Source organism: Pseudomonas sp. SP16.1, from assembly GCF_052682975.1.
Window position 1 is genome coordinate 2,292,013 of sequence record NZ_JBQYFZ010000001.1, and the last position, 14,528, is coordinate 2,306,540.

Annotated in this window: 7 protein-coding genes and 1 other RNA gene; 3 read left to right on the top strand and 5 right to left on the bottom strand. The window is 68.4% G+C overall.

Translation table 11 applies throughout. The features are described 5' to 3' along the window. Nucleotides 1-399: 399 nt before the first annotated feature. The 5 genes from recD to ACUTAF_RS11130 all read right to left on the bottom strand — a co-directional run bounded on the left by recD (nucleotide 400) and on the right by ACUTAF_RS11130 (nucleotide 10,079). Nucleotides 400-2,427: an exodeoxyribonuclease V subunit alpha gene (recD, locus tag ACUTAF_RS11110; protein ID WP_445580006.1), complete on the bottom strand. Its 2,028-nt coding sequence runs from the start codon at nucleotides 2,425-2,427 to the stop codon at nucleotides 400-402. Continuing rightward, nucleotides 2,424-6,056 carry an exodeoxyribonuclease V subunit beta gene (gene recB / locus ACUTAF_RS11115; RefSeq protein ID WP_445580007.1) on the bottom strand — a complete coding sequence of 1,211 codons (3,633 nt, stop codon included), beginning with the start codon at nucleotides 6,054-6,056 and terminating at the stop codon, nucleotides 2,424-2,426. Before recB ends, recD begins: the two co-directional genes overlap by 4 nt. Beyond that, nucleotides 6,053-9,472, bottom strand: coding sequence for an exodeoxyribonuclease V subunit gamma (gene recC / locus ACUTAF_RS11120; protein WP_445580008.1), 3,420 nt, complete (start codon nucleotides 9,470-9,472; stop codon nucleotides 6,053-6,055). Before recC ends, recB begins: the two co-directional genes overlap by 4 nt. A gap of 191 nt (nucleotides 9,473-9,663) precedes the next feature. After that, nucleotides 9,664-9,760: signal recognition particle sRNA small type (ffs, locus tag ACUTAF_RS11125), an RNA gene on the bottom strand. A gap of 73 nt (nucleotides 9,761-9,833) precedes the next feature. Continuing rightward, on the bottom strand, nucleotides 9,834-10,079 hold the full coding sequence (locus ACUTAF_RS11130; RefSeq protein WP_445580009.1) for a hypothetical protein: 246 nt from the start codon (nucleotides 10,077-10,079) through the stop codon (nucleotides 9,834-9,836). A gap of 422 nt (nucleotides 10,080-10,501) precedes the next feature. Between ACUTAF_RS11130 and ACUTAF_RS11135 the strand changes: the two genes are divergently transcribed. The 3 genes from ACUTAF_RS11135 (at nucleotide 10,502) to ACUTAF_RS11145 (ending at nucleotide 14,528) form a co-directional block, all read left to right on the top strand. Then, nucleotides 10,502-10,780 carry an HU family DNA-binding protein gene (locus ACUTAF_RS11135; RefSeq protein WP_445580010.1) on the top strand — a complete coding sequence of 93 codons (279 nt, stop codon included), beginning with the start codon at nucleotides 10,502-10,504 and terminating at the stop codon, nucleotides 10,778-10,780. Between the two features lie 158 nt (nucleotides 10,781-10,938). Continuing rightward, nucleotides 10,939-12,180, top strand: a complete 1,242-nt coding sequence (locus tag ACUTAF_RS11140) for a tetratricopeptide repeat protein (RefSeq protein ID WP_445580011.1) — start codon at nucleotides 10,939-10,941, stop codon at nucleotides 12,178-12,180. Next, complete coding sequence (locus ACUTAF_RS11145) at nucleotides 12,180-14,528, top strand: EAL domain-containing protein (RefSeq protein ID WP_445580012.1); 2,349 nt, start codon at nucleotides 12,180-12,182, stop codon at nucleotides 14,526-14,528. Before ACUTAF_RS11140 ends, ACUTAF_RS11145 begins: the two co-directional genes overlap by 1 nt.

Here is a 14,528-nt window from a genome sequence, read left to right on the forward strand (position 1 = left end):
TTTTCGTCTCAACCGAGGCCACGCATTCTACAGCAGCCCCTCTTTCTGTCAAGCTGTTTTTCGAATTTATTTCCGAAGAAACTCTTTTCTACTCAACCACTTGCGCCTCCGATCAGACCAGCTTCTCGTCAGCGGGAGGCGCATTCTACAGTGTTCAAAACCACTGTCAACCACCTCTTTCAACCGCCTTCGATCCGCTCGACCGAAGCGCCGACAGGATCAAACCACCACCCTGTCGACCGGCGCGCATTTTACACGCCACACCCAGCTTTGCAACCCCTCTTTCAAACTTAACTTATTGATTAACAAGAAGTTTTCGAAGAGCTTCATCGCTGAAGTGGCGCGCATTCTACCGCCTGATAGAAACGCGTCAACACCTTTCTGAAAAGAATTAAGCCCTCAGCTCTCCAGGGCCTCGCGCAGACCGCTGCGCCGCTCGACCCGCCGCAACACCGCCTGCTCGAAGATGCCGACGCGGGTCTCTACCAGGCTGAACCAGTGCCGCGCCCGGGTGACTCCGGTGTACACCAATTCCTTTGTCAGTACCGGATTGAGGTTGTCCGGAAGGATCAGCGCACAGTGAGCGAACTCCGAACCCTGCGACTTGTGCACGGTCATGGCGAATACCGTCTCCACCGCGCCCAGCCGACTCGGCAGGATATGACGCAACGCGCCACTGCCATCGTTGCGCGGAAATACCACGCGCAGCACCTGGCGCAGCGGCGCACCGGAAAACTCCGGCGGCTCGGGCAGGCGCAGGGCGATACCGATATCGCCGTTCATCAGCCCCAGGCTGTAATCGTTGCGGGTCACCAGCACCGGCCGCCCTTCAAACCAGCCATGCTCCTGTTCCAGCAACCCTCGCCGATGCAGCGCCTCTGCAATGCGCTGGTTCAGCGCTTCGACGCCCCAAGGCCCCTTGCGTACCGCGCAAAGCAACTGGAACTGATCGAAGGCCGCCAGCACCTCGCCCGCCCAGCTATCCCAGGCCTGGATATCAGCGACCGGCGCCGGACGCTCCGCTCGCATCACCTGCAGGTAATGGGCATAGCCCAGGGCTCGGCGTGCGCCGCCCACCAGTCCCTCCAGCAGCAAATGCTCCAAGGCGCGGTCCTGCTCGCCGGAAAGACGCAGTACATGCAAATCGTCGCTGCCGGCCGCCAGGACACCGCGAGCGGCCTGGGCATCGGCCTGGTTCACCACGCGGGCCAGGCGACCGATGCCGGAGGCCCCGGCGAAGCGCCGCGAGTGGCGTAGCATGACGATATGCTGGGCCAGCGCGTGCTCGCCCGGCACCAGCGTAGGATCGACCATCCGCTCGCCGGTCTGTGCCTCCAGCCAGGCACGGGTCGCGGCGCTATAGCCACCGGCCTCCGCTTCCCGGCACAGATCGCCCAGCACCGCCCCGGCCTCCACCGAGGCGAGCTGATCCTTGTCGCCCAGCAGGATCAACCGTGCATGAGCCGGCAGAGCGTCCAGCAGATTAGCCATCATCTCCAGATCGATCATCGACGCTTCGTCCACCACCAGCACATCCAGCGGTAACGGATTGCCGGCATCGTGGCGGAAGTGGCGGCTGTCCGGGCGACTGCCCAGCAGACGATGCAGCGTGGTCACCGTACTGGGAATCTGCTGCCGCACGGCGTCCGCCACCGGCAGCGAGGCCACCTGCCCGCCGATGGACTCGGTGAGGCGCGCCGCCGCCTTGCCGGTGGGCGCCGCCAGACTCAAACGCAACGGCGCCCCGGCGGCCATCGCCGCCTCCTGCAGCAACGCCAACAGGCGCACCACGGTGGTGGTCTTGCCGGTACCGGGCCCGCCGGTGATCAGGGTGAAGCGCCCCTGGGCCGCCAGGGCACAGGCCAGCTTCTGCCAGTCGGTCAGGCGCTCGCCATCCAGGATCAGGGGTTCGGGGAACAGCGTGGCCAGACGCACCGGGAGATCGGCCGGTGCCGCGGAATCCGACCGCAGGCGCTGGGCGATATGGCTCGCCACGCGGCGCTCGTAATCCCAGTAGCGCCGCATATAAAGGCGGGAGCCGGCCAGCACCAGCGGCGCGCCCTGGCCTTCCAGCAGCGAACTGCCGACGCAGGCCGCCAACCACTGTTCCAACTCGAGCCCCGCCAATACCTGGGACGGCAGCAGCGTCGCCGTCTCGGTATTCTCCCCTTCCGGCGGCAGGGACAGGGTGAAGTCCGGGTTGGCCAGGGTCGCCGCCAGGTCCAGGCAGACATGCCCCTGGCCGAGTTGATGGCTGGCCAGGGCGGCGCCGAGGATCAGCAGCGGCGAGGCATCCGGGTCCAGTTCGGCGAGGAACTGCGCTAGGGCACGGTCCAGTTCCCGCAGCCAGCCGCGCTCGCTCCAGGCGGCCAGCTGGGCGAAGAGTTCGGTGCGCTCGCGCAGCGCCGGCGACAGGGTCGGATTCATGCCACGGCCTCCTCTGCTTCACCCATAAACAGTGCATCAAGCTGCTCGATCAGCTCACACGGCGGCCGCGCCAGGTAGACGCCGTGTGCCGGTGCGCGGAGGAACAGATAGAGCGCGCCGCCCAGGTGGCGATCGTAGTCGTAATCGGCCAGGCGCAGGCGTAGCTGTCGGTGCAGGGCCAGCACGTACAGCACGTACTGCAGGTCATAGCGGTGGCTGGCCATGGCCGCCGCCATGGCGTCGCGGGTGTAGGCGCCGTCGTCGGCGCCCAGCCAGTTGGACTTGTAGTCGGCCACGTAGTAGCGCCCCTGATGCTCGAACACCAGGTCGATAAAGCCCTTGAACATGCCGTTCAGGATGTCCGCCCGCAGTGGTTGCCGGGCGATGCCGGGCAGTTCGCAGCGCTGCACCAGCTGGTCCAGGCGGCGCACGTCGACAGCCCGCGCCTCGAACCAGAACTCCAGCTCCGCCTGGTACTGCGACAGCTCGGCCAGGCAGACCGCCTCGCCGTCGCCAAGCGGCAGCGGCTGCACCAGCAACCCTTGCAGCCATTGCTGCAGCGGATCGATCCAGCTTTCCAGGCCGCGCCGCTGGCAACGCCGCGCCAGGGCCTCGCGCAGCGCGAGGGGATCGGCGGCGAGCTGGGCGAAGCCCTCCTGCGCCGCCATTTCCAGCAGGCCGTGGAGGAAGGTGCCGGGGTTGGGGCCACGGGGAAAGCGATGCAGGCCCTGGGCCGAGGCCGGCAGCGGTGGCAGGGCCAGTTCCGAGCTCTCGTCGTCGCTGGCGTTCTGCATGGCCGGATTGTCCGGCGCAGCGTCCACATGGCGGCTGACCGTGGCCGGTGCGTCCTCGTCGAGGCGCAGGGCGCTGTAGGAGGCGATCCACCAGTGCTCGGCGGCGCGGCGCGTCGGGATGCGCCAACGGGGGACGAACTGTTCGTCGTCCTGCACCCGATAGCGCTGCTCGCCGGCTTCCGGCACCGGCGCCAGCGTGGTGCGCGGCGCGTCCGCGAATGGCGCCAGCCAGCCGGCAAGACCCGCACTACCGGCCAGCGGCACGCCGCCGCCCAGCAGGTAGCCGAGGGCGGACTCGTGCAACCGCGATTTCTTGCCATTGCCGATCTTCAGGTCGGATATACCGAGCCAGCAGCCATGGCGGGCGCGGGTCAGCGCCACGTAGAGCAGGCGCAGATCCTCGCCGAGGCGTTCGCGCTCGGCCTGCGCGACGGTGGCCTCGTCGGCCTTGAGCACCAGACGACGACGCTCACCGTCATGGACCAGCAGCGGCTTCTTCTCGTCCACCGGGCGGAAGGCGCAAACAAAGGGCAGGAATACCAACGGATATTCCAGGCCCTTGGATTTATGGATGGTCACCACCCGCACCAGCGCTTCGTCGCTTTCCAGGCGCAGCACCTGCTCGTCGGCGGCCTGGCCTTCGCCGGCCAGCGACTCGCTCAGGTGGCGGATCAGCGCCTGCTCGCCATCCAGCTCGCCGGCCACCTGTTGCAGCAGTTCGGCCAGATGCAGCAGGTTGGTCAACACCCGCTCGCCGTCAGCCCGCTCCATTAGCCGTTGGGGCAAGGCGAAATCCTGGAGCAGCTGACGCAGCATCGGTAATACGCCCTGCCGCTGCCAGCGCTGACGGTAGTCGCGAAACTGCAGGACCCGGCGCTCCCAGCTGCGTTCGTCGAGATTGAGCCGCTCCAGTTCGTCCAGCGCCAGGCCCAGGGTGGCGCTGGCCAGGGCGGCGCGCAGTGGACGATCCTGGTCCGGCTCGGCACAGGCGCGCAACCACAGCAGCAGGTCGCGGGCCTCCTGGCCGGCGAACACCGAGTCCTTGTCCGACAGGTAGACGCTGCGCACCCCGCGCGCGGCGAGCTCGCCACGAATGGCCTGGGCCTCGTTGAAGTCGCGCACCAGCACGGCGATATCGCTGGGCCGCAGGGGCGTCAGCACGCCGTCCCGGCTGAAGCCGGCGCGCTGCCGCTGGCCGAGATCGAGCAAGCGGACGATCTCGCTGGCAGTGCCGCCGGCCAGCGCATCGAGGTAGCGGCCCTTGGCCAGCGGCTCGTCGCTCGCCAGTTGCCAGAGCGTCAGCGCCGGCTGCGCCTGGGCGTCCACCGTCCAGACCTCCTGCCGTCCCTGCGCCGACACCGGGATGAACGGCAGGTCGTCGCGGAACAGGAAGGCACCCGCCCCACCCTCGCGCTGCTCGGCGCACTGGAAGATGGTATTGACGGCGTCCACCATCTGCGTGCTGGAGCGGAAATTGGTCTCCAGGTTGTAGTGGCGACCGGCGGTGGCGCGACGCGCACGCAGATAGGTGTGAATGTCCGCGCCGCGGAAGGAATAGATCGCCTGCTTCGGGTCGCCGATCATGAACAGGCCGCTGTCGTCGCGGTTCGCCTCCACCTGATAGAGGCTGTCGAAGATGCGGTACTGCAGCGGATCGGTGTCCTGGAACTCGTCGATCAGCGCCACCGGGAACTGGCGCCGGATCACCTCGGCCAGGCGCGGCCCGTTGTCGCCCTGCAGGGCGGCATCGAGGCGGGTGAGCATGTCGTCGAAGCCCATTTCCGCACGCTGGCGCTTCTCCCGGTCGAAGCGATGGCGTACCCAGGCCGCCGCGTGGCGCAGCGCCGCCTCGGCCGGATCGGCCAATGCCGCGAGCCGGCCGGGAAGCAGGAGCATGGCGTCCAGCGCCGGATGCGTCGGTGCCTCGCCCTTCCAGGCCTCGGCCAGCCCGGCGGGCGTCAGGCGGGTGAAGCCGCCGCCGAGTTCGAGCTGGTCATCCTCGCCGCACGCCCAGCTGCGCAGCTTGTCGAACCAGGGCAGGAAATAACGCGACTGGAGCTTGCGACCGTCCACCTGCTTGGCGACGGCGCCGGCCTCCAGCAGCCCCTGCAGCTCGTCCGCCCAGGCGCTCCAGGGCGCCTTGAGCTCGGCCAGATCCGCCTGCCGAGCCGTCAGCGCGGTCTGCAGCAGTTCGTCGAGCCGCCGCTCGTCGGGCTCGAGCGCTTCGCCGAGCAACGGCCGCAGGCGCACCCCGAGGCCACTCGGCGTGCCCCAGCTCTGCGCCACCCACTGCAGCGCGGCGCCCTGCAGCGGGTAGCAATGCTGGCGCCAGTAGTCGCGCACCACCTCGGCCAGCAGTTCGCTGTGGTCGGTTTCCAGGGTCTGGCTGAACAGGCTGCCGCTGTCGAAGGCGTGCTCGCGCAGCATGCGCTGACACCAGCCGTGGATGGTGGAGACCGCCGCCTCGTCCATCCATTGCGCGGCCAGTTCCAGACGGTGGGCGCAGTCGGCCCACTGTGCCGCCGGGAAATCCGCGCGCAAGGCGGCGAGCAGGGCATCGCCCTGGCGATCGTCGCGGAACACCGCCGCCGCCTCCACCAGCCGCGCCCGGATGCGGTCGCGCAGCTCGCGGGTGGCCGCATCGGTGAAGGTCACCACCAGAATCTGCGGCGGCAGCAGCGGCTCGCGGAAGGCCGCCTCGCCGCCGTGACGCAGGATCAGGCGCAGGTAGAGCGCGGAGATGGTGTAGGTCTTGCCGGTGCCGGCGCTGGCTTCGATCAGGCGGCTGCCATGCAGGGGAAAGCGCAGCGCCAGGGGTCGTTCGAGCACGCTCATGCCTGGCCCTCCTCGAGCGCCCGCGGCGCGCTGTTCAACAACGGTCGGTACAGGCTTTCGCTCCAGCGAGCGAAGCCGCCATCGGCGCTCAGCGCCGCGTAATCGGGAAATTGCCGGGCCAGGCTGGCGCTGCTCGCCACCTCGCCCGCCTGGTTGTAGCCGCCTTCGTAGACCGCACGCGCCTTGTCGTCGTTCTCCTCCTGCAGCCAGGCCAGCGAGGTCTTCAGAGCCACCGGCAGCGGCATCTGCATGCCGACCGTCCAGGCCGCCAACCAGGCAGCGAGCTGCGCGCCCGCCGCTTCGGACGATGGCGGATCGAACGCCAGGCTGCGGTCCTCGCCCACCAGCAGGGTGCTGATCGGCGTGCCGCAGGCCGCCGCCAGCACATGCAGCACGTGGGCGCGCAACAGGCGGTGCCATTTCCAGCCGCTGTCCTTGGCCAGCGCACCGGGCAGCAACTCCAGGCGCGCCAGGCTGCCATCGGCCCGCTGGCGCAAGCCGGAGAGCCAGCCCTCCAGGCGCACGCTTTCGGCGAGGAAACTCAGGGCCAGCGGCGACTCCACCACCTGCGGCCACAGCAGGCAAAGCGCCTGGTAGCGTTGCAGCTGCGCCGGCAACGGTTCGAGCAGCGCCGCCGCGCACTGCTCGCCGAAGCCGGCCAGCGGCAGCACGCCGCTGCGCCGTATCCGCGCGGCGGCATCCAGCAGCGCCCGTTGCGGTGGCGGTTCCCGCCCCGGAGCGGCGGATTTCAGCAAGCGTTCCTGCAGCTGATGACGCGCCAGGCCGTCCAGGGCGAAGGGTTCGCTATCGAGCTGCGGCTGCTGCTGCTCGTCCAGATGGACCTTGAGGCGGCGGGTGAAGAAACACTTGACCGGATCGCGCAAGAAGCTCTGCAGCAATTCCGGACCGATAAGCCGCCCCTCCTCCCAGATTGGCAAGGCTTGCCCGGACGCCGGCGGAGACACCGCCTGGCCATGCAGCGCGGCCCATTCGTGGGCATAGCTGAACAGCGCCGGCTGATCGGTGAAGTAACGGCGGCTGAACGGCTGCAGCGGATGCTCGGTGGTCAGGGCAGCCAACAGCTCACCCTCGCCGGCCAGGCGCCAGGCGCTGGCCAGGTGATCACGCAACTGGCCCACCAGCACCGAGGGCGGCCGCTCGCTGTTGTCGCGGATGCTGCGGCCGACCCAGCTGATGTAGAGGCGATCGCGCGCCGCCAGCAACGCCTCCAGCAGCAGGTAGCGGTCGTCCTCGCGGCGCGAGCGATCGCCGGGGCGGTAGTCGCCGGCCATCAGGTCGAAATCCAGCGGCGCCTGGCTGCGCGGGTAGTCGCCGTCGTTCATGCCGAGCAGGCAGACCTGGCGGAAGGGAATCGCCCGCATCGGCATCAGGGTGCAGAAATTCACCGCGCCGGCGAGAAAACGCTGGCTGAGCCGGCCCTGATCCAGATCGCCGAGCCAGGCCTCGCGCACCACCGGCAGCGGCAACGCCTCCTGCAGGGTGGCGTTGTCGCACAGCTCCAGCCAGCCATCGAGCGCCTCCAGCAACTGATTGCGCAGCACCTCGTCGCGCTCGTCCTGCGGCAGGAAGAAGTCCGCCAGCAGCTCGCGCAGACGCTCGCCCCAGCCCCCAGGCGTGGCCGGCTCGCACAACTGCTGTAACAGCCGATCGAGCGCCTCGAGCAGGCGCGTCAGCGGGCCGATCAATGCCGCGTCGAGGCCACCGATCTCATCATACGGTTCGATATCGCCGTAGGCGCCGGCGTCGCCCACCGCGTAGCCCAGCAGCATGCGACGCAGGCCGAAACGCCAGGTGTTCTGTTCCAGCCCCTGGCCCAGGCCGAGCGCCTCGCGCTGGCGCGCGTCCAGCCCCCAGCGAATGCCGGCGCCCTCCAGCCAGCGGCGCAGCGTCGGCAGCTCGTCCTCGCCGATGGCGAAACGCGCGCGAAGCGCGGCCACGTCCAGCAGGTCGAGCACCTCGCTGACGCTGAAGCGGCTATCCGGCAGTTGCAGCAGATGTTCCAGAGCGATCAGCCAAGGCTCCTTGCCGCGCAGCCCCTGGTCGGCCAGGGTGAAGGGGATGTAGCGCGGATCGTCGCCGGCGAACTGGCCGAACACCGCCTGGATGTGCGGCGCGTAGGCGTTGACGTCCGGCACCATGACGATCACGTCGCGCGGGCGCAGCGTGGCATCCTCGCTGAAACAGGCCAGCAGTTGGTCGTGCAGCACCTCCACCTCGCGCTGGGCACTGTGGGCGATGTGAAAGCGCAGCGAGCGATCGACCGCCGGATTCACTGGCGGCCAGAGGCTGCGGCTTTCCTGCAGCGGGCGCAGGTCGAGGATGTCGTTCTGCAGCTGGCCGAGCAGGCTGTCCTCGCGCGCCGGACTGAACAGGTCGATGCGCTCGAACGCCTCGCGGTAGCGCTGCGGCTCGTCGTACTGATCGAGCAGATTGATGTAGTCGCGACCCTGCTTGCCCCAGGCGGCCAGCAGCGGCTGGGCGTGCTGGTGCACCTCGGCCTCGTCGAACAGGCCGATCTGCCCGGCCGGCTCGCCCTTGCGCTGCTGGCGGCGGTACTGGTGACGTAACAGGTCCTTGTCCTCGACTATGTCGCCCCAGTGATGCTGGCAGGGGTTGTGCACGTAGAGCATCACCTGGCTGAAGCGGGCCATGGCGGCCAGCGCCTCCAGCACCTGGGCCGGCAGCGAGGAGATGCCGAACACCGTGATCCGCCGCGGCAGGCCGGGCGGTGCGGCGTCCAGCTCGCGCAGGCGGGCGACGAAACGCGGATGCACGCCGGCGCGGCTTTCCGCCAGGTGCTGCTCGCCCACATTGGCCAGCAGCGCACGCCACAGCGCCGGCTGCCAGCGCGAGGCCTCGTCCAGCTCGCGCTCGCCGCCGCGCGAGGTGCGCAGGCGATCCTGCCCCGCCGCCCAGTCCGCCAGCCAGTCGGTGCGGTAGACCTGGTACTGGTCGAACAGATCGGCCAGGCGCTCGGCCAGCTGGTGGCGCTTGCGCAGGTCGCGGTCGTCGGCGAGAAAGCGGCGCAGCGGCGCGAAGGCATCGTGGCTCAGCAGGCCGGGCAGCAGGCGCATCAGGCGCCAGGTCAACGGCGCCTTGTCCAGCGGCGACTGCGGCGGAATGGCGTCGCGCCCGAGCACGCTGCGATAGGCCTGCCAGAGAAAGCGCGCCGGCAGATCCACGTCCAGCGCCGCGGCGATGCCGCAGCCGTCCCGTTCGGCCAGTGCCAGCTTGAGCCACTGGGCGATGCCGTTGCTCTGCACCAGCAGCACCTCGTTCTCCAGCGGCCGCAGCGGGTAGCGCCGCATCCATTGCACCGCCAGGGCGCGCAGCTCCTCCAGATGGTTGCCGTGGATCACGATAAGGCCGGGGGATAGCTCCTGGCTGGCGGGCATCGACTGCCTCCTGTCGAAAAACGATGGCCAAGTTTGCCAGCATTTGGCGACGAGGTGCGTCGCGCGAAGCGGCGAGTCTGCCGAGTCGTGGATTCGCCATGTGTCGGGCAAGGGGCAGAGCGGAAGCAGGCCGGGCGGCGGCAGACTTGAAGGTAACGCGAGGGAAATATAGGAGGGAGACTGGAGGTGGACCCCACCAGCCACACCCCGGCACACGATGTCACCGCTACGGCTGCTCCCTTCCGGGCCTGACCGGGTTCACGGCTGATCGTTGCGAGGGGACCGGCGGGGCCACCATAACGCTGCTCGCCTGGCGACGAGCCGCGCCATTGTAACGACTAAACGCAAAGTTACAACCACTTCAATCACTTAGACGCGGAAACGACCCACCAGCTGGGCCAGCCCGTGCGACAGCTCGGACAGCTGCCGGGTGCTGCGAGGCTTGCAGCGCCTTCTTGGACAGATCGCGGATATCGCTGGTATTGCGCGCGATCTCCTCGGTGACACGGCTCTGCTGCTCGCAGGCGCCGGCGATCTGCGCCGCCATGTCGTTGCTGCGTTGCATCGAATCGCCGGTGACGCTCAGCGCCCCGCCACCCGGCTGCATGCGGCGAACCTGTGCACGCGGCCTTGGGCCTGCTGCAGGTTTTCGCCGTGCGAGGCGCGCAATGCTGCGGCCCGCCCGTCGCCATCCTCGCCGAGCAGGCTGCGCCGGCGACGAACACCCGCGAGAGATCGCGCTCGGCGTTGAGCAGCAGGATCGGCAGCGCGATCTTCCAGCGAAAGCCAAGGTCGGCGAAGACAACATGAGGGCTCTGCCGTGCAGACCCGGTAGCCGTAGCTTGGTCGAACGGCGAGGCCGTTCAGCGGAACGCAGGAACCTCTGGGCCGGGATGGCAGCCAAACAAGCTCACCGCGGCGTCTCGGCGACCACCCACGGCGGGCTTTTATGCTAGCGTCCCCGCGTTCGGCCGCGCCACCCAAGTCTGGGCCGCGGCCGAAAAACCTATCTGAGAACGGAGTTACATCATGGCAATCACCAAAGACCAACTGATCGGCGACCTGGCCGAGGCCGTAGACCTGCCGAAGACCACGGTACGCACCCTGCTCGATCAGCTGGGCGAAATTGTCAGCGACGCCCTGGAAAACGACGGCGAGATCACCCTGCCCGGCGTCGGCAAGCTCAAGGTCAGCGAGCGTCCGGCGCGCACCGGCCGTAACCCGCAGACCGGCAAGAGCATCGAGATCGCCGCGAAGAAGGTGATCAAGCTGGTTCCCGCCAAGGCACTGACCGACGCGCTCAACTAAGCGCCAGCCGGCCGCGGCTGGTTCCAGCCGCGGCCGGCTCCCTGGCAGCCCGCAGCCCGCCTGACGGACCATCGCCCCACGCCGTTTTCGACTAGAGTAATCAGGCCGACACGCCGAAGCGGCCCGTCGCCTCGGCAGCTGCGAAGCTGGGGAAAACCGTGCGCACCCTGATCGCCTGCCTCATTTGTCTCGCCTGGTTGAGCGGCTGCTCTAGCGTGCCGCCGCAGGACGGCTTCATCGCCAGATCGGCCGATCTGCTGAGCAAGACCGGCGAACTGATCAGTCAGAAGGCGCAGAGCCTGGGCAATTGGAGCGCATCGCAGAGCAACGCGCAGTACGATCAGGAGCTCGCCGAGCTGTTCGATCAGCCCTATATCACCCCGCTGAGCCAGTATCTGCAGCAGCACGGCAGCGATGCCAGCCGCGCCGCCCATCTGCGCCAGGTCGAAGAAGAACGCCAGCGCCGCTGCCAGAAGATCGCCGCCCGCTATGCCGAGCGCGACAAGACCCGGGGCAACCTGCAGCAGCTACGTGCCAGCTATGGCGACGCCTGTCCGGCGCAGGTCGCCGATTTCGCCGCCCTCGTCGCGCCGGCACCGCCGACCGGCGGCGCCACGACCGTGGGTGCGCCCAGCAAACCCGACGCCAAGGCCGCGCCCGCCCCGCCTGCCGTCGATCGCCAGCAGGCCGACAATTGCTACCTGCTGTTCACCATCAACAACTACAGCCAGGCCCGTGACGCCTGCCGGGGACCGGCCGAAGCGGGCGACGGCAAGGCACAGTACAACCTGTCGGTGATTGCCAGCAGCCTCGAGCAATACCCCGAGGCGCTGAGCTGGGCGCGCCGCGCCGCCGAACACTCGCCCGACGGAAGCTACCAGTTGGGCCTGCTCTACCTGCGCGGCCAGGGTGTGGAGCAGGACCCGGCTACCGCCCTGGGCTGGTTCGAGCAGGCCGCGGCTCAGGGCCTGGCGCGCGCCCAGTACCAGAGTGCACGCATGCATCAGCGTGGCCAGGGCACGAAGGCCAACCCTGGCAAGGCCCGTCAGCGCTTCGAGCAGGCCGCCAGGCAGGGGCACCGCGAGGCGCAGCTGGCCCTCGGCCTGCTCTACCTGAACGGCGAAGGTGTCGCCGCCGACGCCGGCAAGGCGCGCGACTGGCTGCTGCGTGCCGCCCGCCAGGGCAGCGCCGGTGCCCAGTACCAGCTCGGCGAGCTGTACGCGCAAGGCCACGGCGTGCCGGTCGACGCCGCCGCAGCCTATGTCTGGCTGAGTCTGGCGCAGGAGAACGGCGAGTCACGCGCCGGCGCCCGGCTCCAGCAGCTACGCCTGCAGGTCGACGACGGGCAGATAGCCCAGGCACAAGCGCAGGTGCGGCGAAGCCTGGAGCAGCAGCGCTGATGGCCGCCCGAGCGCGCCTGCCGAACGTACCGCTGCGTTCGTCGAAGCAGTGGTTGATGCTGCTGGTCATGCTGCTGGTGGCACTGTTCATCGCCGCCATGTGGGTGATGTCGACGCTCAACCTGGACTTCTCGCAACGCGCCATGGCCGAACTGCGCCGCAGCCAGATCGAGGACAGCTTCTACGCCAATCTCGGGCGCATCAACGGCCATCACCGGCGCATGGAGCAGCACACCGAGTCTCTCGCGCGCCTCGGCGAGCGGCTGCAGAACAGCGGCCTGGCCGACGAGCTGGCGCCGCAACTGGAGCAGAAGCTGCGCGACTTTCCCGAAGCCTTCGGCATCGGTCTGTGGTTCGAGCCGGGACGCTTCCCCGCGCTCGGCCAGGCACCGGCCATCTACGCCCACTGGGGCCCGGACCAGCGCATCGAGGTGCTGCGCCAAGCCGACGATCCGCGCCGGCGGGACTGGTACCGCAGCCTGCGCACCGAGCAGCGCGAGCGCAGCCAGGCGCTGGCCGAGCCGCTGCTGTGGAGCGCCGCCTACTACAACCCGCTGTCCGATGCCGCGGTGATCACCCTGGCCACGCCGCTGCGCGACGCCCGCGGGCGCCCGATCGGCCTGGCCACCAGCGACTGGCGCAGCGACCAGGTGGTGCGCCTGATCAGCGACATCAAGCTCACGCCCAATACCTTTTCCTTCCTGCTCGACCGCGACAACCGCAAGCTGACCAGCCTCGGCGAGCAGGACGACGCCGCGGCCGGACAGCGCATCATGGACGCCATACTCGCCGAGCAGCTGGTCCGCGACGCCACCGCACCTGCCGCTCCCGGCGGCGAACGCGCGCCGCTGTACAGCCGCGAACTGCGAGTCGGCGCACAACGCTACGCCCTCCTGTTCGCCATGACCCGCGCCGACATGCTGTTCGGCATCGGCGTGCCGCAGAACGAGATCGACGCCGTGCTGGCGCCGATGCGCCAGAGCAACCAGCGCATCCTCGCTCTCACCGCCCTGGTGGTGCTGATACTCGGCGCCCTGCTGCTGCGCCTGATCACCAACACCATGCGCCAGCTGGAGGCGTCCTACACCGATCCGCTGACCCAGCTGCCCAATCGCGCCCGCCTGCTGCTCGACCTGGAACGCACGCCGAGACCGAGCCTGATCCTGCTCAATCTCGACGCTTTCAAGGAGATCAACGGCTTCTATGGCCACGCCTGCGGCGATCAGATCCTGCGCTATATCGGCGAGCGGCTCAGCCAGCACCTGCAGGCATCGGCGGGCGAGACACGCCTGTACCGTCTGAGCGCCGACGAGTTCGCCGTGCTGCTGCCGCGCCACAGCGGCGAGCAACTTGAGGTGCGCATGGGCGAACTGGGCAGTTTCATCCAGCAGCAGCGCCTGGAATGGCAGGGCCAGGAGATCGGCCTCAACGCCACCCTCGGCGCCGCCAGCCTGAACCCCAGCGAGGCGCGCCAGGGTCGCGACAGCCTGCTGGCCTCGGCCGGCATCGCCCTCAAGCTGGCGCGCCTGCAACAGAAGAACCACCTGTTCTACGACCCGACGCTGAAGGTGCGCGAGGAATACGAGCAGAACCTGCTGTGGGCCAACAAGGTCAAGGCTGCGCTGCAGGACGACCGGCTAATGCCCTATTTCCAGCCCATCCAGGACAATCACGACGGCAGCGTCAGCAAGTTCGAATGCCTGGTGCGCATGCGCGAGGAAGACGGCCAGGTAATCAACCCGGGACGTTTTCTCGGCGTGGCGAAGAAGATCCGCCTGCACCGGCAGATCACCCGGGTGATGCTGGACAAATGCCTGGAACGCTTCCGCGAGCTGCCCTACGAGTTCTCCATCAACCTGTCCTACGAAGACCTGACCGATGCGGAGCTGAGCCAGACCATCAAGCGCAGGGTGCAGCAGAGCGGTCTCGGCCCGCGGCTGATCTTCGAGATCCTCGAATCGGAGGGCATCGACAACTACGACCAGGTGCACGCCTTCATCGAGGAGGTCAAGGCCCTGGGCTGCCGCATCGCCATCGACGACTTCGGCACCGGCTACTGCAACTTCGAACACCTGCTGCGCCTGAATGTCGACCTGATCAAGATCGACGGCAGCCTGATCCGCCAGCTCGACAGCGACCCCAGCGCCTATTCGGTGACCCAGGGCATCGTGCAGTTCGCCCATAGCCTGAAAATGCAGACGGTGGCCGAGTTCGTTCATTCGGCGGCGGTGCAGGAAAAGGTACTGGCCCTGGGCATCGATTACTCCCAGGGCCAGCATATCGGCATGCCGCAGGCGCAGCCGCTGGGCGTGCCGAGCGAGCTGCCGGCAGCCCAGCCGCAGCGCTGA

Bases quoted from the DNA above. Each gene is read 5' to 3' on its own strand.
- recD (WP_445580006.1), bottom strand. From the start codon at position 2,427: ATGAATCCGACCCTGTCGCCGGCGCTGCGCGAGCGCACCGAACTCTTC.
- recB (WP_445580007.1), bottom strand. From the start codon at position 6,056: ATGAGCGTGCTCGAACGACCCCTGGCGCTGCGCTTTCCCCTGCATGGC.
- recC (WP_445580008.1), bottom strand. From the start codon at position 9,472: ATGCCCGCCAGCCAGGAGCTATCCCCCGGCCTTATCGTGATCCACGGC.
- ACUTAF_RS11130 (WP_445580009.1), bottom strand. From the start codon at position 10,079: ATGCAGCCGGGTGGCGGGGCGCTGAGCGTCACCGGCGATTCGATGCAA.
- ACUTAF_RS11135 (WP_445580010.1), top strand. From the start codon at position 10,502: ATGGCAATCACCAAAGACCAACTGATCGGCGACCTGGCCGAGGCCGTA.
- ACUTAF_RS11145 (WP_445580012.1), top strand. From the start codon at position 12,180: ATGGCCGCCCGAGCGCGCCTGCCGAACGTACCGCTGCGTTCGTCGAAG.